This window comes from Carboxydothermus ferrireducens DSM 11255, assembly GCF_000427565.1.
Taxonomy (GTDB): domain Bacteria; phylum Bacillota; class Z-2901; order Carboxydothermales; family Carboxydothermaceae; genus Carboxydothermus; species Carboxydothermus hydrogenoformans.
Window position 1 is genome coordinate 20,067 of the sequence record NZ_ATYG01000010.1, and the last position, 21,185, is coordinate 41,251.

At 43.6% G+C, this 21,185-nt stretch carries 26 protein-coding genes; 11 read left to right on the forward strand and 15 right to left on the reverse strand.

The window, feature by feature from the left end:
* Nucleotides 1-46 precede the first annotated feature (46 nt).
* The 3 genes from rpsR to rpsF are packed head-to-tail and all read right to left on the reverse strand — an operon-like array spanning nt 47 to nt 1,036.
* The gene (rpsR, locus tag CARFE_RS0104080) at nt 47-277 is read right to left on the reverse strand and encodes a 30S ribosomal protein S18 (protein ID WP_011342985.1); all 231 of its coding nucleotides are present in this window, start codon (nt 275-277) and stop codon (nt 47-49) included.
* 18 nt (nt 278-295) lie between these two features.
* On the reverse strand, nt 296-727 hold the full coding sequence (locus tag CARFE_RS0104085) for a single-stranded DNA-binding protein (protein ID WP_011342984.1): 432 nt from the start codon (nt 725-727) through the stop codon (nt 296-298).
* Nucleotides 728-745: 18 nt separating this feature from the next.
* Complete coding sequence (rpsF, locus tag CARFE_RS0104090; RefSeq protein WP_011342983.1) at nt 746-1,036, reverse strand: 30S ribosomal protein S6; 291 nt, start codon at nt 1,034-1,036, stop codon at nt 746-748.
* A 171-nt stretch (nt 1,037-1,207) separates the two neighbouring features.
* On the opposite strand from rpsF, the gene cooS reads away from it, so the two are divergent.
* From cooS to ychF, 4 genes are all read left to right on the forward strand, one after another.
* Nucleotides 1,208-3,097 carry an anaerobic carbon-monoxide dehydrogenase catalytic subunit gene (gene cooS / locus CARFE_RS0104095; protein WP_051250147.1) on the forward strand — a complete coding sequence of 630 codons (1,890 nt, stop codon included), beginning with the start codon at nt 1,208-1,210 and terminating at the stop codon, nt 3,095-3,097.
* 154 nt (nt 3,098-3,251) lie between these two features.
* The gene (locus tag CARFE_RS0104100) at nt 3,252-4,106 is read left to right on the forward strand and encodes a mechanosensitive ion channel family protein (protein WP_011342981.1); all 855 of its coding nucleotides are present in this window, start codon (nt 3,252-3,254) and stop codon (nt 4,104-4,106) included.
* Complete coding sequence (locus CARFE_RS0104105) at nt 4,099-4,299, forward strand: DUF951 domain-containing protein (protein WP_011342980.1); 201 nt, start codon at nt 4,099-4,101, stop codon at nt 4,297-4,299. The genes CARFE_RS0104100 and CARFE_RS0104105 overlap by 8 nt, the downstream gene beginning before the upstream one ends.
* A 69-nt stretch (nt 4,300-4,368) precedes the next feature.
* Nucleotides 4,369-5,457: a redox-regulated ATPase YchF gene (gene ychF / locus CARFE_RS0104110; protein WP_011342979.1), complete on the forward strand. Its 1,089-nt coding sequence runs from the start codon at nt 4,369-4,371 to the stop codon at nt 5,455-5,457.
* Nucleotides 5,458-5,504: 47 nt separating this feature from the next.
* Here ychF and yedF read toward each other — a convergent pair whose 3' ends face one another.
* Together yedF and yedE are read right to left on the reverse strand one after the other, a co-directional pair.
* The gene (gene yedF / locus CARFE_RS0104115) at nt 5,505-5,738 is read right to left on the reverse strand and encodes a sulfurtransferase-like selenium metabolism protein YedF (protein WP_028051842.1); all 234 of its coding nucleotides are present in this window, start codon (nt 5,736-5,738) and stop codon (nt 5,505-5,507) included.
* A 1-nt stretch (nt 5,739) separates the two neighbouring features.
* A complete protein-coding gene (gene yedE, locus CARFE_RS0104120; RefSeq protein WP_028051843.1) occupies nt 5,740-6,951 on the reverse strand; it encodes a selenium metabolism membrane protein YedE/FdhT in 1,212 nt (403 codons plus the stop codon).
* A 157-nt stretch (nt 6,952-7,108) separates the two neighbouring features.
* Between yedE and ku the strand changes: the two genes are divergently transcribed.
* Genes ku through ligD form a run of 3 tightly spaced genes read left to right on the forward strand, consistent with a single transcriptional unit; the run spans nt 7,109 to nt 9,590 of the window.
* A complete protein-coding gene (ku, locus tag CARFE_RS0104125) occupies nt 7,109-7,894 on the forward strand; it encodes a non-homologous end joining protein Ku (protein ID WP_028051844.1) in 786 nt (261 codons plus the stop codon).
* A 3-nt stretch (nt 7,895-7,897) separates the two neighbouring features.
* Nucleotides 7,898-8,722 carry an ATP-dependent DNA ligase gene (locus CARFE_RS0104130; RefSeq protein ID WP_028051845.1) on the forward strand — a complete coding sequence of 275 codons (825 nt, stop codon included), beginning with the start codon at nt 7,898-7,900 and terminating at the stop codon, nt 8,720-8,722.
* The gene (ligD, locus tag CARFE_RS0104135) at nt 8,709-9,590 is read left to right on the forward strand and encodes a non-homologous end-joining DNA ligase (RefSeq protein ID WP_034541598.1); all 882 of its coding nucleotides are present in this window, start codon (nt 8,709-8,711) and stop codon (nt 9,588-9,590) included. The genes CARFE_RS0104130 and ligD overlap by 14 nt, the downstream gene beginning before the upstream one ends.
* Nucleotides 9,591-9,592: 2 nt before the next feature.
* Here ligD and CARFE_RS0104140 read toward each other — a convergent pair whose 3' ends face one another.
* The 4 genes from CARFE_RS0104140 to CARFE_RS0104155 are packed head-to-tail and all read right to left on the reverse strand — an operon-like array spanning nt 9,593 to nt 13,006.
* Nucleotides 9,593-10,009: a secondary thiamine-phosphate synthase enzyme YjbQ gene (locus CARFE_RS0104140; RefSeq protein WP_011342972.1), complete on the reverse strand. Its 417-nt coding sequence runs from the start codon at nt 10,007-10,009 to the stop codon at nt 9,593-9,595.
* A gap of 52 nt (nt 10,010-10,061) precedes the next feature.
* Nucleotides 10,062-11,453, reverse strand: coding sequence for an aminopeptidase (locus CARFE_RS0104145; protein WP_028051847.1), 1,392 nt, complete (start codon nt 11,451-11,453; stop codon nt 10,062-10,064).
* Nucleotides 11,444-11,995 (reverse strand): CvpA family protein, encoded by a 552-nt coding sequence (locus CARFE_RS0104150; RefSeq protein WP_028051848.1) that lies wholly within the window; start codon nt 11,993-11,995, stop codon nt 11,444-11,446. The genes CARFE_RS0104145 and CARFE_RS0104150 overlap by 10 nt, the downstream gene beginning before the upstream one ends.
* Before the next feature lie 9 nt (nt 11,996-12,004).
* A complete protein-coding gene (locus tag CARFE_RS0104155) occupies nt 12,005-13,006 on the reverse strand; it encodes a YkvI family membrane protein (RefSeq protein WP_028051849.1) in 1,002 nt (333 codons plus the stop codon).
* A gap of 95 nt (nt 13,007-13,101) precedes the next feature.
* Between CARFE_RS0104155 and yyaC the strand changes: the two genes are divergently transcribed.
* Nucleotides 13,102-13,692, forward strand: a complete 591-nt coding sequence (gene yyaC / locus CARFE_RS0104160) for a spore protease YyaC (protein WP_028051850.1) — start codon at nt 13,102-13,104, stop codon at nt 13,690-13,692.
* Here the strand turns inward: yyaC and CARFE_RS15880 are convergent.
* Genes CARFE_RS15880 through CARFE_RS0104170 form a run of 3 tightly spaced genes read right to left on the reverse strand, consistent with a single transcriptional unit; the run spans nt 13,613 to nt 15,030 of the window.
* Nucleotides 13,613-13,849: a YkuS family protein gene (locus CARFE_RS15880; protein WP_084138757.1), complete on the reverse strand. Its 237-nt coding sequence runs from the start codon at nt 13,847-13,849 to the stop codon at nt 13,613-13,615. The genes yyaC and CARFE_RS15880 overlap by 80 nt on opposite strands.
* Nucleotides 13,850-13,895: 46 nt before the next feature.
* Nucleotides 13,896-14,534 (reverse strand): phosphoribosyltransferase, encoded by a 639-nt coding sequence (locus CARFE_RS0104165; protein WP_028051851.1) that lies wholly within the window; start codon nt 14,532-14,534, stop codon nt 13,896-13,898.
* Nucleotide 14,535: 1 nt separating this feature from the next.
* Nucleotides 14,536-15,030 carry a DUF4446 family protein gene (locus CARFE_RS0104170; protein ID WP_034541600.1) on the reverse strand — a complete coding sequence of 165 codons (495 nt, stop codon included), beginning with the start codon at nt 15,028-15,030 and terminating at the stop codon, nt 14,536-14,538.
* Nucleotides 15,031-15,110: 80 nt separating this feature from the next.
* Here CARFE_RS0104170 and larE point away from each other — a divergent pair, with 80 nt between their 5' ends.
* Genes larE through larC form a run of 3 tightly spaced genes read left to right on the forward strand, consistent with a single transcriptional unit; the run spans nt 15,111 to nt 17,829 of the window.
* The gene (gene larE / locus CARFE_RS0104175) at nt 15,111-15,914 is read left to right on the forward strand and encodes an ATP-dependent sacrificial sulfur transferase LarE (protein ID WP_028051853.1); all 804 of its coding nucleotides are present in this window, start codon (nt 15,111-15,113) and stop codon (nt 15,912-15,914) included.
* Nucleotides 15,915-16,661, forward strand: coding sequence for a nickel pincer cofactor biosynthesis protein LarB (larB, locus tag CARFE_RS0104180; RefSeq protein WP_028051854.1), 747 nt, complete (start codon nt 15,915-15,917; stop codon nt 16,659-16,661). It begins immediately after the preceding gene.
* Between the two features lies 1 nt (nt 16,662).
* Complete coding sequence (gene larC / locus CARFE_RS0104185; RefSeq protein WP_028051855.1) at nt 16,663-17,829, forward strand: nickel pincer cofactor biosynthesis protein LarC; 1,167 nt, start codon at nt 16,663-16,665, stop codon at nt 17,827-17,829.
* 47 nt (nt 17,830-17,876) lie between these two features.
* Here the strand turns inward: larC and CARFE_RS0104190 are convergent, their stop codons facing one another.
* From CARFE_RS0104190 to CARFE_RS0104200, 3 genes are all read right to left on the reverse strand, one after another.
* Nucleotides 17,877-18,770, reverse strand: a complete 894-nt coding sequence (locus CARFE_RS0104190) for a selenium metabolism-associated LysR family transcriptional regulator (protein ID WP_028051856.1) — start codon at nt 18,768-18,770, stop codon at nt 17,877-17,879.
* A gap of 34 nt (nt 18,771-18,804) precedes the next feature.
* Nucleotides 18,805-19,836: a YeiH family protein gene (locus CARFE_RS0104195; RefSeq protein ID WP_028051857.1), complete on the reverse strand. Its 1,032-nt coding sequence runs from the start codon at nt 19,834-19,836 to the stop codon at nt 18,805-18,807.
* Between the two features lie 193 nt (nt 19,837-20,029).
* Nucleotides 20,030-21,181: an aminotransferase class V-fold PLP-dependent enzyme gene (locus CARFE_RS0104200; RefSeq protein WP_011342959.1), complete on the reverse strand. Its 1,152-nt coding sequence runs from the start codon at nt 21,179-21,181 to the stop codon at nt 20,030-20,032.
* Nucleotides 21,182-21,185 lie beyond the last annotated feature (4 nt).

The following is a 21,185-nucleotide window of genomic DNA, read 5'->3' on the forward strand; positions in this document are numbered from 1 at the left end:
GCAATAAACTAAAAAAAGGAGCCATAAAAAGCTCCTTTTTCAGCGCTTATTCTACGGTAAACGGCAGTAAAGCCATAATTCGAGCCCGCTTGATGGCGGTAGTAAGACGCCGCTGGTGCCGGGCACAATTACCGGAAATCCGCCGGGGAAGAATTTTACCCCGTTCGGTAATATATTTTTTCAGACGGTTTACGTCTTTGTAATCTACATCTACTATTTTATCCACGCAAAAAGCACATACCCGCTTTTTGCGGCGGCTACCTTTTTCTTTTTTCACGGTCCAACCTCCCTTACGTTAAAATGGGATATCTTCATCGCTAATCTCGATTTCCGTACCAAAATCCGACGGGTCAAAGTCCACCGCAGGAAACTCGTCAGGTAAGTTGCCAGGAGCCAATCCAGCATTCTTGGGTTTATCTAAAAACCTCACGTTTTCCCCCACTACTTCATAAACCCGCCGTTTCTGGCCTTCTTTATCGGTATAGCTTCGAATTTGCAGTCTTCCTTCCACCATAACAAGCCGTCCTTTGGTTAAGACGCGGGCGACGGTTTCGGCAAGCTTCTGCCAAACCACCACATCAATAAAGTCGGTTTCCCGTTGCCCTTCTTTGGTGGTAAAAGGACGGTCTACCGCAACGGTGATCGATGCTACCGGCGTTCCCTGGGGTGTATGTCTAAGCTCCGGGTCCCGGGTCAGCCTCCCTATTAAAATAACTTTATTAAACATAAAATTCACCCCAAAAGGTTACTTGTCTTCCCGAATTACAATATGCCGCACAACATCATCGGAAATTCTTAAAAGCCGGTCAAGCTCTTGTGCAGTTTCCGCTTTGGCTTTAAAGTTCATTACCACATAATAGCCTTCCCGGAGCTTTTTAATTTCATAGGCAAAACGCCGTTTCCCCCAGCGGTCGATTTTGGTTACTTCGCCGCCTTCCTGTTCAATCATCCCTTTAAATCTCTCAATAATGCTTTCGGTTTTTTCCGCATCAAGCTCCGGATGCAAAATGTACATTACTTCGTACTGCCGCAGCATTACTTACACCTCCTCCCTCTGGACTATGGCCCTATCTCGCTGGATAGAGCAGGGTAGTACAGTTTGCCGCAAAAATTATAACACTCCCAAGCTATTTTGGCAACCTTATGTATATTTTTTTCTTTTAAATACCAATCTAAAAAAGAAAATTTTTTGGAGGAGGTAGGTAAAATGGCTACAAAGACGTCCATTCACCCATCGGTTAACGAGCTATATCAGCGATTAGCCGAAGACCAGCTTTCCAACTGTTTTGACCGTTTTGACCCCCAGGAAAAGATCCGCTGCAATTACTGTGAACTGGGGGTTTCCTGTCAGCTCTGCAGTAACGGTCCTTGCCGGATAAACGAAAAGGTTGGAGCAATCTTAGGGGTCTGCGGAATTAACGCCGATGGCATGGCAATGCGCTACATGCTATTAAGAAACGTAATGGGTACTTCAACCTATACTTACCATGCCTATGAAGCTTATAAAACTTTAAAAATGACCGCTCTCGGTAACACCCCCTTTACCATTACCGATAAAGATAAACTTTACCAGATGGCCAAGGATTTAGAGCTAAACACCGAAGGCAAACCGGAAGATGTGGCAGTACGTCTTTCCGACTTTTTAATCTGGGAGTTATACCGGGACTATGACGAACCGGGGAAAATGATTGAGGTCTACGCTCCTTTAAAACGAAAAGAAGTCTGGCGTAAGCTTGGAATTTATCCGGCCGGTCCCCTGCACGAGCTAAAAGATGCCGCCGCCAGCTGCCTTACAAACGTCGACGGGGATTATGTCTCCTTAGCAACTAAAGGACTTAGGCTCGGACTTTCTTGTATTTACGGTGCCCAGATAGGCCTTGAGCTGGTGCAGGATATTTTATTTGGTACCGGTATGCCCCATGAAATGGATGTGGACCTGGGCATCTTTGATGCGGATTACGTCAACATCGTCTTTAACGGTCACGAACCGTTTGTCGGGGTGGCTTTAATCTTAGCGGCTAAAGAAGCGGTAAACCAGGATAAAGCCAAAGCCGCCGGAGCAAAAGGCCTTAGAATTTACGGCAGTATTGAAAGTGGTCAGGAAGTAGTCCAGCGCTTCCAAAAGGATGAAGTTTTCCGGGGTCTAACCGGCAACTGGCTAACTATTGAGCCGATGTTGGCCACTGGAGCCGTTGATGTCTTGGCGATGGATATGAACTGCTCACCGCCCAATTTAGGACCTTTAGCAGAAAAATACGGAGCAACATTAGTCTCGGTATCCCGGCTGGTACGTTTTCCGGGTATTCACCATTTCCTTGACTATAAGCCCAGTGAAGTTCGGGAAATTGCGCAAAAAATCATTGATATCGCCGTTGACAGCTTTAAAAACAAACGCCACGGAAAAATTACCCCCAAAATTCCCGCCAACATCCAAAAAGCCATCACCGGTTTCACCCCGGAAGCTATTTTAAAAGCTTTGGGCGGTAGCATAAATCCTTTAATTGAAGTGATTAAAGCCGGAAAGATTAAAGGAGCAGTGGGACTTGTTAATTGCACCACTCTAAAAAACGGACCCCAGGATTACGTCACCGTAAACCTGGCAAAAGAGTTAATTAAGCGGGATATCCTGATCTTATCCGGTGGCTGCGGCAACCATGCCCTTGAAGTTGCCGGACTCTGTAATTTGGATGCGATAAGCTTAGCCGGAACCGGACTTTCCGAAGTATGCCGGAGCTTAAACATTCCACCGGTACTTTCTTTTGGGACCTGTACCGACACCGGCCGAATTTCTTTAGTGGTAACAGCTTTAGCCAACGCCTTAAACGTTGACACCGCCGATTTGCCGGTAGCCGTGACCGCTCCCATGTACATGGAACAAAAAGCTACCATTGACGCCCTCTTTGCTTTAGCCTATGGCTTATATACCCATGTGGCTCCGGATCCTCCGGTGATGGGTGCACCAAACCTGGTAAAACTTTTAACCCGGGACCTCCCCAGTATCACCGGCGGAAGAATAGCCGTGGGGAGCGACCCGGTTAAAGTTGCCGATGATATCCTTGCCCACATCAACGACCGCCGCGCCAAACTGGGTATTTAAGGGACGGTTCTGCCAGCGAGCTTATCGCTGGCAATTTTTTTGTCTTTTATAACGGAAAATGGTCACTGTAAGAACCGTCCCTTCCGGTACCATTTGTTTTTTTGGAAAAGATTAAATATAATATTGTAATAGATTAATTGCCGGAGGGATACTGATGAATTTTGGCCTTTTAAACTTAAACTGGGATAAAATTCTCGATAAATCCTTAATTCTTTTGATTATTCTGGTAAGCTCGGTGGTACTACTTAAGCTTGGCCACTCCTTTATCAACCGTTTTATCGTTCCCTACGGCAAAAAATTAAGCCTTAAGGAAAACCGGGTTGAAACCCTGCGTACCATCTTAAAAAGTCTCTGGAGTTACTTTATTTACATTACCGCATTTCTTACTATTATTGCCCAGGTCTTTGAAAATACCGGTTTTGCCAAAACCCTTCTAACCGGAGCTGGTATTTTAGGTTTAGCCGTAAGCTTTGGCGCCCAGAACTTGGTTAAAGATGTGATAAGCGGTTTTTTTATTTTAATGGAAGACCAGTTTGCGGTGGGGGATTACGTTACCATCGGGCAAACCTCCGGCATTGTCGAAGAATTAGGGCTTAGAGTTACCAAACTCCGGGATTTTACCGGTGAGCTTCATATCATCCCCAACGGCAGTATAACGATGGTCACCAACAAAACCCGGGGACCGCAACGGGCTTTAGTGGACGTAGGGGTAGCGTACGAAGAAGATGTGGAAAAGGTAAACCGGGTTTTAGAAAGGGTTTGCCAGCAAATAAAAGAAAAATACGGAGAACTTATCTATGAAGGCCCCAAGGTTTTGGGGATTGTTAATTTCGGACCCTCGGAAATGGTTTTTCGGGTAATTGCCAAGGTAAAGCCCATGGAACAGTGGAATATCGAGTGGGAGCTTAGAAAAGCCATTAAAGAAGCTTTTGACGCCGAAGGTATTGAAATTCCATATCCCCGACGGGTCTACATTACCCGGGAGGAAAGGGAGATGGATAATGGTTGATCCGCGTGAAATTCAAATAGGCGATATAATTAAACTAAAAAAGCCACACCCCTGTGGAAATTACGAGTGGGAAGTGCTAAAAATAGGTATTGATTTTCGCTTAAAATGCACCGGCTGCGGCCATATTATTTTAGTTCCCCGGGAAAAAATTATTAGAAAAATTCGGGCGGTACGCAAAACTACTGGAAGTTAGAAATTGGAAGGTTGGATGTTGGAAACTAAAAACAATTAAAAAACATTAATTATAAAGAGGAGGAAGTAGATGGAAATAGGAATTGTGGGACTGCCCAATGTGGGAAAGTCTACTTTATTTAATGCGATAACCAAGGCTAAAGCCGAAGCGGCCAATTATCCTTTTTGCACCATTGAACCCAACGTGGGAGTGGTAGAAGTCCCCGACCCCCGGGTGGATAAAATTGCGGAAGTAGTAAAACCCGAACGGGTGGTACGGGCCGTTACCCGTTTTGTGGATATTGCCGGTCTTGTTCGGGGAGCAAGCCGGGGAGAGGGCTTGGGCAATAAATTTTTATCCCACATCCGGCAGGTTGACGGTATTGCCCATGTGGTACGCTGTTTTACCGACCCTAACGTTACCCACGTCGAAGGTTCGGTAGACCCCGCCCGGGATATTGATACCATAAATACCGAGCTTATCTTAGCGGACTTAGAAACCGCCCAAAGACGTTTAGAGCGGGCGGAAAAAGTTGCCAAAAGCGGGGAAAAACGGGGCAAAATTGAGGCAGAAATGCTTAAAAGAATAATTGACGGCTTTGACCGGGGTCTTCCGGTACGGGCCCACGAATTTTCCGATGAGGAAAAGGAGATTTTACGGGAAATCGGTTTTATCACCGCCAAGCCCGTAGTTTACGTGGCCAATGTGGGAGAAAAAGATCTTCTCTCGCCGCCCAAAGAAGTCGATATAGTGCGGGAAATTGCCGCAAAGGAAAATGCCGAAGTTGTTGTACTGTCGGCTAAAATCGAAAGCGAATTACAGGAACTTCCCGAAGATGAACGGGCGTTGTTTTTGGAAGACCTTGGTATTGAAGAGCCGGGGTTAAATAAACTTATTAGAACCGGTTATGCTTTACTTGGCCTGATTACCTTCTTTACTGCCGGGCCCCAGGAGGTTAAAGCCTGGACCATAAAAAGAGGTACCAAAGCTCCTCAGGCCGCCGGCAAAATCCACTCGGACATCGAGCGAGGCTTTATCCGGGCAGAAGTTATTCCCTGGGAAGAATTAATAGAAGTTGGCTCGATGACCGCCGCCCGGGAAAAAGGCTTAATCCGCTTGGAAGGAAAAGATTACGTGGTACAGGATGGCGATGTCATTTACTTCAGGTTTAATGTTTAAAAGGCCGAAAAGCTAAAAGCTTCTCGGCCTTTTTAATTTATCAAATTTTAAGGTTTTCTTACCAGAAACCTTAACGTTGGCCCGATTTTTTGCGGAGGTTCAGCCATTTCGTACCCGGCTTTTACCACTTCTTCCGGGACCGATTTAAACGATTGCGGACAATCGGCTAAAATTTCCAAAAGCGCTCCGCTTTCCAGTTCTGCCAGAACCTGCAGGGAATACACCACCGGATAAGGACAGGGTTCACCCCGTAAATCCAAGACATACCGTTTCTCTTCCATATTACACCCTCCTCACCGGCATGGTCTTATTTTTTATCATAGACCTGCCGCTTGCTTCCCGTAAATCCGCCCATAAGTACAGCCCTAAAAGGAATAATCCAGTCAATATAAAGGCCGGTAAGTAACCAAAATGTTCTATCAAGCTAAACTTCGGAAACGGCTCGGCTAAGTATTTATAAACCCCCTTATCCCACACCAGGAACAAGATTGTTGCCCCAATCACATTGCCCAACCCTACAAACCAGAAGTGAACCTGGCCTTCCATTGACCGGTACATCCAGCCGGTCTCACATCCTCCGGCAATAACAATCCCAATACCAAATAAAAGGCCACCAATTAACGCATTGGGACCGGCCCAGAGAACTTTGGCAGGCGTTCCCTTGGCGATAAATACCGCTGTCAGAAGCATCTGCACCGCCATACCCCAGACCAGAGCCTTTAGCGTAGTCGTGCGTCCAACCAACCATAAATCCCGGAAGGCTGAGGTAAAGCAGACCTGCCCCTTTTGAATTAAAAAGCCAAAGGCAAAGCCAAAAACGGTAGCAAGTTTTAAATTATTCGGCATTTCCGGCCGGGACAATAAAATTCCGGCAAAAATAATAAGTCCAAGCCAGCCCAAAAAGGGTTGGATCTGGGTATTTGCCTTTAAATTTTCCGCATTAAATTCCGAAGCTTTGACCAGTTTGGGCTCTCCCCGAAAATAAGGAGAGAGGGTAATTTTTATTCCAATATAGGTACCAAAAATTGTTCCCAGGGTAAAAAACCAGGTATGAAGCGAAAACTGAGGTATTCCGGTAAAAAGGGCCGCTAAATTACACCCCATGGCAAGGCGGGTGCCAAAGCCGGCAATTATACCGCCAATTAAAGCCTGTAGCACCCTTTTAGCGGTAGGGATTCTAAGTTTAAAATTTTGCCCGAAAAGAGCTGCAATCAAGGCTCCCGCAAACATTCCCAGCACCATTACCCCGTCTATCCGGGTTAAAACGGTACCTTTATATTTGATGATTTTTAAATAAGTATAAGGAGATAAGTCCACTCCGATTAATTTAAGAAAGCTTGCCCCCCAGCGGGTAAACTCTCCGGTTACCGCCCATACCACGCCAACTGTTCCAAAGTAAAGGCCGCTTAAAATGCCCAGAAGTACGACCGCAGTCTTTTGGTCCCAAAATTCCGCAATTACTTTCCGGTAATAGCTTTTGATAATTTCGCCCATTATCAATTTCCTCCTTTCTTTCCTTCAAGATAATAACATAATGAATATTTATATTTCAAATAAATTTTTGTCATTTTTCTTTTCAATATAATTACTATTCGTTATAAGTTTAAAAATTTTTCTTCCCGCCATACTAAATTAAAAAGGAGCGGATTTTATGCGGCCAATCTGGAAGGGTTTTATCGCCTTTGGTCTGGTATCCATTCCGGTAAAACTTTATCCTGCAACCGAATCTAAAAGCATCTCTTTTTCCCTTATTCACCAAAACTGCGGCGGGCCAATTCATTATAAAAAGTTCTGTGCCGTATGCAACCGCGAAGTTAGCCCGGAGGAAATTACCAAAGGCTATGAATTTTCTAAAGGACAGTTTGTCACTTTTACCGAAGAAGAGCTTGAAGCTTTACCGAAGTTAAAAGGGCGAAAAATTGAAATTTTGGATTTTGTAAATTTAGCCGAAGTGGACCCTATTTACTTGCAAAAAAGCTATTACTTAACACCTTCCGAAGGCGGAGAAAAACCTTATGCCTTGTTAATGCAGGCTTTAAAGGACAGCAAGAAAATTGCCATCGCAAAGATGGTTTTAAGAACTAAGGAAAATATCGCTATGGTGCGGGTTTTTAAAGAACAGGTTTTAACCGTTTCCACCATTTTCTATCCCGACGAAATTCGTAAGTTTGAAATATTGGAAATACCTGAGGAAATCCCGGTGGAGGAACGGGAGCTTTCTATGGCCAAAATGTTAATCGATTCTTTAACCACTCCTTTTACTCCCGAAAAATATAAAGATACTTACCGGGAAGCTTTAATGGAGGTAATTGAAAAGAAAATCCAGCACGAAGCCATTGTCATTCCCGAAGAAAAAGTTCCGGCAAAAGTTATTGATTTAACCGAAGCTCTGCGTTTGTCTTTAGAAAAAATTACCGGAGAAAAAGTTGGTGCATAAGCTTTGTTTAAACCCATGCTTTTAGAAGAAAGGGAAGCTCCCTTTGATGATAGTTCCTGGCTTTTTGAATATAAATGGGATGGTTTTCGCTGCCTTGTTTTTATTGAAAAAGAGGTTAAATTAATTTCCCGAAACGGTAAAAATTTAGCCCTTTCTTTTCCTCAATTGACCGAAGTTAAAACATTTTTTCCGAAAGATACCGTTTTGGATGGAGAAATTATCTGGGGGGAGGGTAAGAAGGGAAGTTTTTCCAAGCTTCTGGGGTTCTCCAAAAAGGAAGAAAATATTTTTTTAGTAATTTTTGATGTTTTAAGATTTTCCGGGAAAAATCTTTTAACTACACCTCTTCTTGAGCGCAAAAGCTTTTTAAAAGACCTACCACCGCCTTTTAAAATTGCTCCGTACGTCCTCGAAAAGGGAAGGGATTTTTTTGACAGGGCAGCTTTTGAAAATTACGAAGGGATAGTTGCCAAAAAAATTTCTTCTTTTTATTACCCGGGAAAACGTACCGCCCTCTGGCTTAAAATAAAAAATTATACCAAAGAAAATTTTCTTTTAACAAAAGTTTTCTTAAAGCAGGGGAATGTGGAAAGCTTAATGGTTTTTGACCAGAAGACTAATAAAAGCTATAAAATCCCTTTTTGGGGACAAAACGACCTTTTAAATTTACTTACCCCCATAGTTAAAGAAAAAAATCCCCGGGAAATCACTCTTTATCCTCTTTTAGAAGTTAGGATTCAATATCTTGAAAAAACCCCTGGCGGACTTCGCCATCCCAAAATTGTGGGGTTTTCTCCGGCCAAGGGAGGTAACCATGGATTTAAGTAAAATCATTACCAATCCCGATAAAATTTTTTATCCTGCGGATCTAATTTATAAAAAAGATGTTATTGCTTATTACTACTTAATGGCTGACCACATCCTTCCCTATATCAGTAACCGCCCCTTTGTGATGAACCGCTTTCCTGACGGAATTGCCGGAAAAAGCTTTTACCAAAAAGAAATTCCCGCCTATGCTCCTAATTTTTTAAATAAAGTAGCTATCTGGCACGAAAAAGAAAAGAAATGGGTAAACTATCCCTCTGTAGCAAATAAAGAGGCCCTTTTATGGCTTGTAAATCAGGGCGTAATCGAGCTTCACTGCTGGCTTTCAGAAGTACCCCGGATAGAAAATCCGGATATTTTGGTTTTTGATTTAGATCCCGAACCACCGTTGACTTTTCAGGATTGCCTTCCTGTGGCCCTTCTTTTACGGGAGGTCCTTTTGAAACTTGGCCTTGAGGCCTGGCCCAAAACCTCCGGAAAAGAAGGTTTGCACCTTTTTGTCCCCATAGAGCCAAAGTACGGTTTTAAAGACACCACCCGGGCAGCTTTTAATCTTTGCCGGTTAATTTTAAAAGCTTATCCCGAAAAGGTAACTTTGGAGCGGGTAATTAAAAAGCGAACAGGCAAAGTATACCTTGACTATCTTCAAAATACCCGGGGACGCACTATGGTTTTTCCTTACAGTCTTCGGCCCCTGCCAAAAGCTCCGGTATCCACCCCTCTTTTGTGGGAAGAGGTAACGAAAGGGGAGATCTCCCCTGCCGAGTTTACTATCAAAACTATCTGGGAGCGGGTAAAAAAATACGGCGACCTGTGGAGTAATTTCCACCGCCGCCGCTATGATATTAAGCCGTTATTGGAGCTTATATAGGGTTATTCCCCGATAATTTTCACCAAAACCCTTTTTTTCCGTTTCCCGTCAAACTCCCCGTAAAAAATTTGCTCCCAGGGCCCAAGGTCAAGCTTACCTTCGGTAACCGCTACCACGACTTCCCGGCCCATAATAGTTCTTTTCAAATGGGCATCGGCGTTATCCTCAAAACCGTTATGCCGGTAGCGTTCATAAGGTTTTTCCGGTGCAAGCTGTTCTAACCATACTTCAAAATCGTGGTGAAGCCCCGGTTCATCGTCGTTGATAAAGACCGAAGCGGTAATGTGCATGGCGTTCACCAGGCAAAGGCCTTCTTTAATTCCCGATTCCTTTACGCATTTTTCTACGTCCGGGGTAATGTTGACAAAACCCCGGCGGGTAGGAAGGTTAAACCAGAGTTCCTTTCTATAGCTTTTCAATTTCTATCTAAACCCTCCTTCTTGTTTTTATCTTTTACCGACCACTTAACACCTACGACTTACCTCCACTCAAAAATGCTTTATACGCCCGGTAAGCTTCATAAATATCCGCTTTACCGGCTACTTCAAAGGGAGAGTGCATCGATAATAAAGCAACTCCCGCATCCAATACTTCCATCCCGAGATTTGCTAAAAACTGAGCTACGGTACCGCCACCGCCCTGGTCCACTTTGCCCAGTTCCCCGGTTTGCCAGCGAATTCCTTCCTGATTAAATAAATCTATTATCTCCCGCATAAACTCGGCCGATGCTTCGCTGGTACCGTACTTGCCGCCGGAGCCGGTATATTTGGTCAAAACAATGCCGTAATTAATCTGGGCTGCGTTATTTTTTTCTAAAACCCCTTCAAAGGTCGGGTCTACCGCAGCAGTCACATCCGCCGATAGCGCCCGGGCATTTTCTAAAGAAAGTCTTAATGCTAATTCATCTTTGTTTCCCAATGCTGCCAAAAGCTTTAATACTGCATTTTCTAAAAACTTACTTTGCATGCCGGTGTTACCCATGGAGCCGATTTCTTCCCGGTCCATAAACAACGCTACCGCGGTTTTTTCGGGAATGCCTGCTTCAAGGAGAGCTTTAAAGGAAGTAAATACGCACACCCGGTCGTCCTGGCCAAAACCACCAACCATGCTCCGGTCCAAACCCACTTCCCGGGCTGGACCTGCCGGTACCAGTGATAGTTCCGCAGTAATTAAATCTTCTTCAGTTATACCAAAGCGGTCATGGAGAAGTTTTAAGATATAAGTTTTAATTTTATTTTCCTTGGCCTCCTGGTCCGGAATATTTCCGGTGAGCGCATTTAAATCTTCCCCGGTAATGGCTTCTCTTATTTTTTTCTCCATCTGGTCTTTAGCAAGGTGAGGTAGTAGATCGGTAATCGTTAAAACTCCCTCGTTTTCGTCTTCTCCGTATTTTATATCTAAAACTTTTCCGCCCTTCAAAACTACCGTACCCCAAAGAGCTAAAGGCCTTGTTACCCACTGGTATTTTTTAATTCCACCGTAGTAGTGAGTTTTTAATAGAACAAAGCCATCTTTTTCATAGAGAGGCTGCGGTTTTAAATCAAGCCTCGGTACGTCTAAATGAGATGCAACTAAATTAAAACCTTCTCTTAAAGGCTTTTCCCCGATTACCGCTAAAAGCACCGCTTTGTTTTTAAAGAAAAGATAAACTTTATCTCCGGGTTTTAATGTTTTTTCCTCTTTTAAAGCCTCTTCAAGATTCGTAAACCCGCGTTTTTGAGCCTCTTCCACTATGTAACTTGCTACTTTCCGTTCGGTTTTACAACCGCTTAAAAAATCAAGATACTCCCTGTTAAACTGGTAGATTGGATTTTGGTCTTTTGTGTTGGAAAAAATATTTTCCCGTTTTAACATTAAATCCATAACTTAGCCTCCTTTATTCCTGTAAAGGTTGAAATGCCATCTTTAACTAAGGTAAAGAAGTAATTTAAAACCAGAGAATTTTGAACCAAGCTTAAAAAGCCTTTAATCTCCCCCCCAAGAGAAGTCTTAGTTAAAACCCCTGCCAACGGTATTAAAATAAGAGATAACACCACTAAAAAAATAACCCCTTTCACTCCATTATAAAAAATTCCCAGAAGAGAATCTATAATTCCTAATGGAGTTTTTCTAAGACCCCGGCGAAAACTTCCCCCGGCTTTCCAGATTAAGAATGCCGTTACTAAAAATAAAACCCCTTTAAAAAACACCGGTAAGTACTGATTTTTCAGGCTTTGCGGAAGATAGGGTAAAAAAGCAGGAATAACTTTGGGAAACAGCATGTCCCCCCATAAAAATGAAACTATGACCCCACCTGCAAGGGCAGTAATTTTTACCGGAAGTCCCAAAATTCCTTCCCGGCTTCCTTTAAATAATAAAAATAAAAACAATCCCAGCAGTAAATAATCAAGGGTATTGAAGCTCATCCTAACCACCTACCATTTTATTCCTATTAATAATTTTAACAAACAATATAAAAATAAAAAACCGGCATAGCCAAAAAGGGGATAAAGATATTTCACCAGGTACTGAAAGGGTATTAAGGCAACTAAAAAACTCAAAAAATATACAAAAAAAAGTAATCTTCGGCTTTTGGGTAGTCGAAGGGCCAAAGCCACTCCATCGGAAACTGCGGTGGTGGCCACTGCAAGCCAAATACAAATTCCAAAGAGCCAATAAGAAACAAAATGCTTTTTACCAGCTAAATACAACAATGGTACCTGATATTTAAGGACCTCGGGATAGTTAGCGGCCAAGGCAAAATAGATTAACCCCGCTAACAACCAAAAAAGTATTGTACCAAAAATTACTCCTCCGATAATATCAGCAGCTTTCATTTCCCGCCCCAGCGGCACCAAAACCGACCCCAAAAGCAAAATATTATACGAAGCATAGATAATTGCTGCCGATAGCCAGTTTTGCAGCCAATGGTTTTCTGCCGCAACATACTTAAACGCACTTAATTCTTTACAGGAAATTACTATCAAAAAAATCACCAAGAGGGGAGTTAAGATTATGTTTATATAATATAAACCAAGCAGTTGTTTTTGACCCGTTAAGAGAACAATTAAAAGCAAAAAGCCAATACCAAAGAGACCCGGAAGGTTAAAATATTCGTGAAAAATTGCCCCGCTGGCGGAAAGCATTACTCCTAAACCTCCAAATAATACCGCGGTAAAAGCGAAATCCGCTAAAAACTGATAACGGGAACTTAAGCTTAACTCAATTAATTCCCGGTAATTTTTTAGTTTTAAATTATGGCTCACCTTTAATGTTCCCCAGGAAAAAAAACTCAATAACCCCCCGGTTAAAACTATTCCCAAAAAACCTTTTTCTCCGTAACGATTAAAAAATAACATGATCTCCTGACCTGATGCAAAACCTGCCCCTACCAAACTACCTATAATAATCATTCCAAGTTTTAACCAAATAACCATCACCCTCCCCGTGTACTACTAAATTTTATGCAAAAACAGTATAATTTTTCCTTTATCTGGATATTATAGTAACAAGACGGAGGGAGGGCAGGAAGTTGAAGTTTTATTTTCAAAACCCGGAAGATAAAAAACTTTTAAAAACAGCAATAAGTCGGGCAATTCTGCGAAAAGCTTTAAATCGACCGGTGGTAATTTTGTGTATAGGTACCGACCGTTCCACCGGCGACGCTTTTGGCCCTTTAGTGGGCAGCTTTTTAAAAAACGCCCGGATAAATTTTTTTCATGTTTACGGTTGTTTAGAAGAACCGGTTCATGCGGTAAACTTAGAAGAAACTTTAAAAAATATTTATCTTCAATATAAAAATCCCTTTCTCATTGCTGTGGACGCTTCCTTGGGGTCATTAAACAGCGTTGGACAAATAGTTTTAAAAGACGGTCCTCTAAACCCAGGAGCTGCCTTAAATAAAAAATTACCCCCGGTAGGAGATTTAAGTCTCACCGGGGTGGTTAATGTTGGTGGTTTTATGGAATTCATGGTGCTGCAAAACACCCGTCTCTCAACGGTAATGGCCATGGCTCGCTTTTTAAGCGAGGTCTTAATCGAGCTCAGTCACCAATTTTCTCCCGCAGAACATTTACAATTTCTTCAGGGGAACGGCCGCTGGCGTTTATTACCGGAGCTTTAGTGTCGGTATCTTGCATACCCATAAGGTTATTTTTAACTCCCGAAACCACAAAGGCATCCACCCGTTGCTCCTGCTTTGGGTCCACCACTTGATAACCTGATTCTCTGAGTATTTCATGTAAGTTACTGAGTCCTTGCTCCACCGCAACCTTTTTCATTAAACTCACCTCCCGGTGAGTTTATTTTTTTCAATTTTTTCTCTGCTTATCCTGAATAATTCTTAGCAAGAAGCGCTAAAACTTCCTCGGTTTCCACCGGCCGGAAATCTTCGTAAAACTGCCCCACAGCGTAAAAATCTTCCGGTACTATTAAGGAAAATACCATAAAGCCGTGATTTCTCAGTAACGAAATCGCTTCAGCACTTGCCACCGGTACCACCACAGTAATTGATTTTGCACCTTTCTTTTTTAAAGACAAGCCCGCCGCTAAGACGGTAAAACCAGTAGCTAAACCATCATCCACCAAAAGGACACTTTTATTTGTATAGTCGTAGTTTATATTATCTATATTGTATATATTTTGCATTTCTTTGATTTTTTGCTGGGCCTTTTTTATTTGTTTCCCGACAACTTCCGGTGAAAGACCCAGTAAGCTTATGTATTCTTCATTTAAAGCCAGCGAACCATCCGCAGTAACTGCCCCAATTGCTACCTCTTCATTATGCGGAGCCCCAATCTTTTTGGGTAAGATAAGTTTTAAGGGGATCTTTAATTTTTCAGCTATTGGTGCAGCTACTACCACTCCCCCCCGGGGTATTGCGGCAATAACATCTCCGTTAATACCTTCCTGCCATAATTTTGCAGCGCAAACCCGACCTGCATCCTCCCGGTTTTTAAAATACATATTATCTCCCTTCTTCCATCGCTTTGCGAATTGCCTTTTGTTCCTCTTCCGTTAACGGATAGGTAGAAATACCCCGTTCCACCGGTTTTCCATACACCAGACACTGCTCCCGCCCGTAAAGACTGGTAATTACAACCCCATTATTGTTGGCATCTAAAAACGCCACCGAAAAGCTTAACTCTGAGCCCAGGTCCGGTAAAGCTTTATAACGTACCATTCCTACTTTTTGCACTGCCAATAAAAGCCTTTGGTTTAAGTCTTCGGTGTACTTTTTTAAGTTTGTAACTTCCCCTTTTAGTACCTCATTATCCCGCGCTAAATCCAGTAAAATATTTTCCAGATTTTGTCCGGAGTTTCCTTTAAGTAAATCCTTTAGTTCCCGTCTTAGTTTAACCGTTTTTATATATAAGTTAAGCAGCAAAAGAAAAAATATTAAATTTAAACCAAATGCGCCTAAAATTACTTCCGGCCGCATTACAGCTGTAAAATTTAGCATTTTAAATCCCTCCGTAATTCTTGGTTTTTTTTGTCTTGAAAATTTGCTACAATTAATTAATAACAAACCGGAGGTGCGGTATGGCGCAGCAGAAGCTCACAAAACTTACTTCTATTTTAACCGAAATGGAGTCGGTTGTGGTAGCGTTTTCCGGAGGAGTTGACAGCAGTTTTCTTTTAAAAGTTGCCAGAGATGTCCTGGGAGATAAAGTGGTAGCCGCTGTGGGCATTTCCGATACTTATAAGCCCGACGAACTTTTAGAAGCGGAAAATATAGCAAAGATGCTTGGAGTTAAGTTAATAAAAGTTTATACCGATGAATTTTCGGATCCCAACTTTGTCAATAATCCCCCGGACCGGTGTTATTACTGCAAGAAAAGCCTTTTTACCAAACTAATTGAGTTAAAAGAACAATTAAATTTTAACTATGTCGTTGATGGCGCCAATTTAGACGATAACAACGACTATCGCCCCGGGCACCGGGCAATTGCCGAACTTGGGGTCCGTTCCCCTTTACGGGAAGCCGGGTTTACCAAAGAAGAAATCCGCCGTTTTGCCCGGGAAATGGGGCTTCCCAACTGGAATAAGCCGGCAGAAGCCTGCCTTGCCTCCCGTTTTCCTTACCATACGAAAATTACGAAGGAAAGTTTGCGAAAAATTTATTCAGGGGAAAAACATTTAAAGGATCTGGGCTTTAATATCGTCAGGGTTCGCTTTCACGACCCCGTTGCCCGAATCGAGTTGGCCCCTGAAGAGCTGTCTTTGGCTGTCGAAAAGCGTACGGAAATTCTTAATCATTTTCACGAGCTGGGCTTTAAATATGTTTGCCTTGATCTCCAGGGATACCGTACCGGCAGTATGAATGAAGTTTTGGAGGCGCGGTAAATGCAAGATCTTTATAATGTTTTAAAAGAGGTCGAAACGGGAAAAATTACTGCCGCTAAAGCTTTAGAAATTTTGCGGAACGAGTTTTTTGAAGACCTGGGTTTTGCCCGGGTTGATTTTCACCGGGAAAAGCGGACGGAGTTTGCCGAAGTAATTTTTGCTCAAAATAAAACGCCGGAGGAAACGGCCCTCATTGCCCAAAAACTTTATGAGCGTCACGGTCGCTTTTTAGCCACGAGGGTAAGTAAAGACCATTATGAAGCAATTAAAAAACTTATTCCCGCGGCTACTTACAATGAACGGGCTAAAACCGCTGCCTACTACCAGGAGGGAAAGCCTCGGCCCGGTAATCCACTTATCATCACCGCCGGTACTTCGGATCTTCCGGTAGCTTTGGAAGCAGAGGAAACCCTTAAGTTTGCCGGATTTAAACCGCTAACTCTTTTTGATGCAGGCGTAGCTGGCATTCACCGCTTATTTGCCAGTATTGACTTAATACGAAAGGCCGAGGTTATTATAGCGGTAGCAGGTATGGAAGGAGCGTTGCCTTCGGTAGTTGCCGGGCTTGTCTCCTGTCCGGTTATTGCCGTCCCTACTTCGGTTGGCTACGGTGCCAACTTTCAGGGGCTTTCCGCTCTTTTAACGATGTTAAACAGTTGTGCTCCGGGAATCGGAGTAGTTAACATCGATAACGGCTTTGGAGCAGCCGCTTTAGCAATTTCAATTTTGGGCTTAAAGGAGAAGTAAAATGTTGCTGTATCTCGATTGTTTTATGGGAATTTCCGGAGATATGATGTTGGGCCTTCTTTTGGACCTGGGAGTTAATGTGGAAAAGTTTTTCAATCTTTTAAATACATTGCCCCTGGAGTTTTCTATAGACGTTAAAACCGTTCAAAAAAACGGTATTTCCGGAAAAAAAGTTTCGGTGTTATATCCAGAGCCCCATCAACACCGTCATTTAAACGATATATACGAAATTATTGAAAAAAGTTCCCTTCCTTCTGAGGTAAAGGATAAAAGCAAGTACGCTTTTAAACTTTTAGCAGAAGCAGAAGCAAAAATTCACGGTACCACAATTGATAAAGTTCATTTTCATGAAGTAGGGGCGGTCGATGCCATTGTTGATATTTGTGGTAGTATTCTTGGAGTTTATCTTTTAGGGGTAGATACGGTCATCGCCTCACCGTTACCCCTTTCCCGGGGGTTTGTAAACTCCGCTCACGGTCCCATCCCCCTGCCGGCGCCGGCCACCTTGGAACTTTTGACCGGTATTCCGGTAACTCCCGCACCGGTAGAAGGGGAGCTGGTAACCCCTACCGGAGCTGCCCTTTACCGGGCCCTGGTACAAAAAACGGAACAGGTTCCGCCTTCGGGAAGTATTTTAAAAACCGGCTATGGTGCCGGAAGCAGGGATTTCCTTTATCCTAATTTACTGCGTGGAATTTTATTCGCCGGAAGTCCGGTAAAAGCAAAAACAGTAGTCCTTTTGGAAACCAATATTGACCATCTCTCCCCCGAAGCTTTAGGATTTATTTTTAACCGGCTCTTGCGCGAAGGCGCTTTGGATGTTTTTATTACTCCAATTCAAATGAAGAAAAACCGCCCGGGGGTAATCCTTTCGGTACTTTGTTCGGAAGCTGACGAAGAAAAATTTGCCGAAATTATCTTTTCCGAAACGGGAAGTCTGGGGATAAGAAGACAAACGATAGAACGCTATGAAGCCGAAAGAGAAATAATTCAGCTAAATACCCGCTACGGTTTGATTCCGGTAAAAATTGGTCGCTATCAAGGCAGGGTTATTTCCGTTCATCCGGAATTTGAGGTATGCCAAAAAGCTGCTAAGGATTTTAAAGTTTCCTTTCGGGAAGTTTATGAGGAAGCTCTGGCCGTTTGGCAGAAGCAGTTTAAAAGTTAATTGCTAAAAAGGAGCCGTATTCCGGCTCCTTTTTGGTAGCTTTAAACTTACGATAGATGCTCCCGGCAGAATTGAATCAGGGCCTGGGTAGCCGGCGAGTGAAACTTATTATTGTTTAAAACTACATAAAATTCACGGTAAATCGGTAAATTTTCTATAATCAGCTGCTTAAATATCCCCCACTTAATCTCCCGCCTTACCGTCCACTTTGAAAGGATAGCCGCTCCTAATCCCGCTTCGACTGCTCCCTTTATTGCCTCGGTGCTGCCCAGTTCCATTACTATTTTTAGTTCCGGCAGTTTAAAACCAGCTGCCTGCAGTCGCTCTTCTATTACCTTCCGGGTACCGGAACCGGGTTCCCGCATTACCAGAGGTAATGCTGCTAATTCCTCCCAGGAAATCCGCCCGCGTCCGGCAAGAGGATGGTTGGCCGCTACCACGACTACCAGTTCATCCCGGGCTAAGGCTTCCACGTGAAGTTCTCCGGCGGTTACCTCTCCCTCTACAAAACCCAGATCTAAGGTAAGATCGCTTACCCGTTCCAGCACCTTTTCGGTATTCATTATTTCCATGGTAATATTTACATCCGGGTATTTTCGGTAAAAGGAGCTAAGCAGCGGGGGTAAAACATGACCCCCGATGGTTAAACTCGCCCCCAAAACCAGCTTGCCTTTAATGATACCAGCTGCCTGGCTAATATCCCGTTGAGCTTTGTCCATTAGGGATAACAGGTGCAGGGTGTACTTATAGAGAATTTCTCCTGCCGGGGTGAGGGTAACCCGCTTAGTGGTCCTGTCAAGAAGCTTTGTCCCATAATATTCTTCTAAAGCTTGGATATGCATACTAATGGCAGGCTGAGAAATATGCAGTAGGCGAGCAGCTTCAGAAAAACTTTTCTTTTCCGCCACCACCCGGAAAATTTCCAGCTGATTTCGGTTCAAAAAGGAACCTCCTTTTTGCATTATTTTTTAAGGCTTAAGTAATTGAAAATAATATCAGCAATCCCCAGCCAAACAGGGCTAATGCCAGAGATCCGATCACACCTACCAGCAGCGAGCCACCCCCTACCCGCCTGAAAGTTTGTAGCCTCACGTGCAGGCCAAGTCCAGCCATAGCCATCGTCAGGAGAAAAATGCTTACCTGCAGGATAAACTGTTCCATCGCAGGTGTCAGGAGGTTAAAGGTATTTACCAAACTAAAACCGAAGAAACCGAAGACAAACCAGGGAATGGGTAATTGCCTGGAATGTTGCTGTGTAGAGCCTCGGTGTTTTTTGTTAAAAAGATAACCCATAACCATGGCCACGGGAATTAGCAGTGCTACCCGACCTAATTTTACCAGGATTGCAATTTCGGAACTTTCCTTTCCTCCCGCCATAGAAGCCGCTACCACATGAGCTACTTCATGCAAGGTGGAACCGGTAAGCACCCCGTACGCATAGGGGCTTAAGGGTAAAAAGGGTTGGAGCAGGGTATAAACCAAGGCACCCAGGGTACCAAGCAAAGCAACAATACCTACCGATATAGCTGTCTCATTATCATCGGCATGCACCAGGGGCGCTACCGCAGCAATAGCCGCTGCCCCGCATACAGCGGTACCTACCCCGAGAAGAGCGGTCAAGCGTTTGGTAAGGGAAAAACGTTTACCAAGCCACCAGAACAGGGTAATCGTAAAAACTATGACCAATGCATCAATTAAAATAATTCGAGGTCCGGAGGCAATTATCATATTGAAATCCAGGCGGATGCCCATTAGAATCACACCAAGTCTTAACAACTTTTTGGCCGCAAAATCGATACCTTCGTTGGCTATTCGGGGCACCCCCAACACGGCACGCCAGGAAATGCCTAAAAGGATGGCGATTACCATGGTTCCCATAACGGAAAAAAGGGGAAGGCTGCTTAACTGCCGGGCCAGTAGGGTTAAAGTTAGGGTTAATGTTAAGCCACGTACCATATTAAAAGATTTATTTTTTTTATTTGTCAATACTATGGCTTCCTGAGACATACGCTACCCCCTCTTAAAATTTTTCCCCGGGGAATTGAGTTTACAGCCATTAGAATATCATATTAATGGCGCCAGCAGAAATATTAAGTAACAATGAATTTTATAAGTAAAACTTATAAGTATCCCGTTTTCGATTTTCTGTGCATTAAATTAAGGGGCAAATAAAAAAAAGAGCCAAAAAATTTGGCTCAATTTATAATTCATCTTTTATCTCCTTTATTGCCTCTAAAAATTCCTCTACTTCTTCTTCGGTATTAAAATACGAAAAGCTTGCCCGCACTGCCCCCCGGTCTAAAGTGCCGGCAACTTCATGGGCTTTTGGAGCACAATGAAGTCCGGGCCGGGTAGCTATATCGTAAAGCTTATCTAACATAAAGCTTACCGTTGCCGCATCGGCCCCGGGAAAATTAAAAGATACAAGCGGTGCCCGGTCGTTTTCCGGATCCGGACCCAAAATTTCCGCTCCCAGCTCCTTTAACCCCTGATAAAGTTTCCGGGTAAGTTTCTTTTCATGTTGAAAAATTTTCTCCACACCTATCTTTAAAACAAACTCCACCCCGGCTTTTAGTCCTGCAATACCAATCGTATTGAGGGTACCACTTTCGTATTTATCAGGCAAAATTTCCGGCGGTAGCTCTTCCTCCGAATGCCCGCCGGTTCCGCCTTCCTTCAAGGTTTTTAAAACTTTTTCCCATTCCGGAGCAATGTAAAGCCCGCCGGTCCCCTGAGGACCGTATAATCCTTTATGACCGGTAAAAGCCAGCAGGGAAATGTTATAGCTCTGGACATCCACCGGAATCGTACCCAGGGATTGCGCCGCATCCACAATTAACGCAACTCCCGCTTCCCTGCAGATCTTTCCCACTTCCGCCACCGGTGTGATGCACCCCAAAACATTTGAGGCATGGGTTACGACCACAGCCCGGGTATTGGGCTTTAAAAGCTTTTTTATTTCGTCCGGGTCGATTTCTCCTGCAGGTGACGATGATAAGTAACTCACCTCAACGCCTTCCCGGCGTAAGCGGTTTAAAGGTCGCTGAACCGCATTATGCTCAAAGGGCGACGCTATGACATGATCTCCCGCTTGAAGAAGGCCTTTTAAGGCTAGGTTTAAGCTTTCCGTAGCATTGGCGGTAAAAATTACCCGGTCCGCCGAAACTCCATTGATTAGTTTTTTTACCGCTTCTCGGGCTTCGAGGATTATTTGGGAGGCTTTTAAAGCCCTTTGGTGACTTCCTCTTCCGGGATTTGCCCCTACTTTTTCGGCAAAATAAATCATTGCTTCCAGTACTTCCGGGGGTTTGGGGTAGGTTGTGGCACTGTTGTCAAAATAAATCGTGGGCACTTCT